At 49.7% G+C, this 1586-nt stretch carries 1 protein-coding gene; it reads left to right on the top strand.

The window, feature by feature from the left end; genetic code table 11:
* Positions 1 to 244 precede the first annotated feature (244 nt).
* A complete protein-coding gene (locus EDM59_RS30770; RefSeq protein ID WP_122927073.1) occupies positions 245 to 1408 on the top strand; it encodes an IS110 family RNA-guided transposase in 1164 nt (387 codons plus the stop codon).
* Positions 1409 to 1586: the final 178 nt, after the last annotated feature.

The following is a 1586-nucleotide window of genomic DNA, read 5'->3' as shown; positions in this document are numbered from 1 at the left end:
TTCGTATTATCAGGTCAGCCAGAGATTTCTGGTTGGCCTATTTTTTTAGACGTTCTATGATGGCGGTAGCCGGGAGAACGTGGGGCTTTTAGGGGCATAGACCCCGTCAAAAAAACTGTTCTCCCACTACCTCCAATGACCATGTTTGAGCTGGTTGGGGCATTTGACCTCGTATCACAAGCGAAGCTATGGGTTTGGAACCATCGTGGGATTGCCGGCTATTTTCACAGCAGGAGGAGCTGACATGGAACCGGTTATTGGATTGGATGTTGCGAAAGGGACAAGTGTATTTCAAGCGTTTACGAAGCGTGGTGAGGCATACGGGAAATCGGAAACCATTCGGCATGCCGGTGGACTTGAAAGGCTGGACGATGTCATTCGTCAGTTAGAGATGCAAACAGGCGTTAGCCCCGTCGTTGTTTTGGAAGCAACGGGACACTATCACCGGACGGTTGTAGCGCATTTGGAGCGGATGAATATCGAGCATTTCATCCTAAATCCTCTGTTATCCAAACGCTCGAAAAGCGCGCAGTTGCGAAAAGTGAAAACGGATGCAGCGGACGCATGGCATTTGGCTGAGATGTACTATCGTGGCGATGTAAAACCACACCGTAGATGGACAGATCGAATAATAGAGTTGCAGCATTTGACGCGGCAACATGAGTTTATGACGACGCAATTCATCCAGTCGAAATTGAACGCGAGGGCGCTACTGGATCAGGTTTGCCCTGCCTATGAAGGCGTGTTTCACGATCTATATTCGAAGACTTCATTGCACGTGCTGCTTCATATGCTTCAGGGGGCGGTTATTACCGAGGAAGTGGTACGCGAAACAGCAGGCAGCTCGCACGGGAAGGCATGGATTCAGTCCAAAGTGGAGCGAATTCAAGCGATGCAAATACCTCAGAAACAAAGTGCGGCTCAAAGAACAGCCCTATTGTGCATGGTGGAGATTCTACTTGCTCAACAAGAACAATTGAGTCGACTGGAATTGAAGATCCAAGAGGAGGCGGAGGAAATTCCGGAAGTGGAGTTGCTAAAGACGATTCCAGGCATCGGGGATAAGCTGGCCGCCGCGCTCATTGCGGAGATCGGGGATGCCGGGCAATTTGAGGATCCCAAGCAGCTGGTTGCTTACGCAGGGCTAGATCCAAGCGTGCATAGCTCGGGTCAATTCGTAGCATCCAGCACCCGTATAACAAAACGAGGCTCAAAACGGCTACGCCGGGCGCTTTATTTAGCCGTGCAATGCGGAATTAGACGAAGTACGAACGAGAAGCTACGGGCGTACTACGACAGGAAAAGAGAAGAGGGCAAGCCCTACAAGGTGACGGTGATTGCTTGCGCCAACAAGCTACTGCATCACATATACGCCATCTTGAAGAAAGGCCAGCCCTACCACAAATAACCATATTTTGCCAAAACCCTCCACGCCAATGGAGGTTATTTGGTGTGCACTGAAATTATAACAACTATTCTTCTGCAGACCAAGCCTCTAAAGCTTGACAAACATTAGCTGGTTTCATTGATTCCTCAGCTGTCGCTTATACACATGTCCGAGCCCACGAGACGCTCATGAATCTCGT

The sequence above is a fragment of the Brevibacillus nitrificans genome (assembly GCF_003710965.1).
In the GTDB taxonomy this organism is placed as follows: domain Bacteria; phylum Bacillota; class Bacilli; order Brevibacillales; family Brevibacillaceae; genus Brevibacillus; species Brevibacillus centrosporus.
The sequence above is the reverse complement of the archived record's forward strand: the minus strand, read 5'-3'. Positions and strand labels throughout refer to the sequence as shown.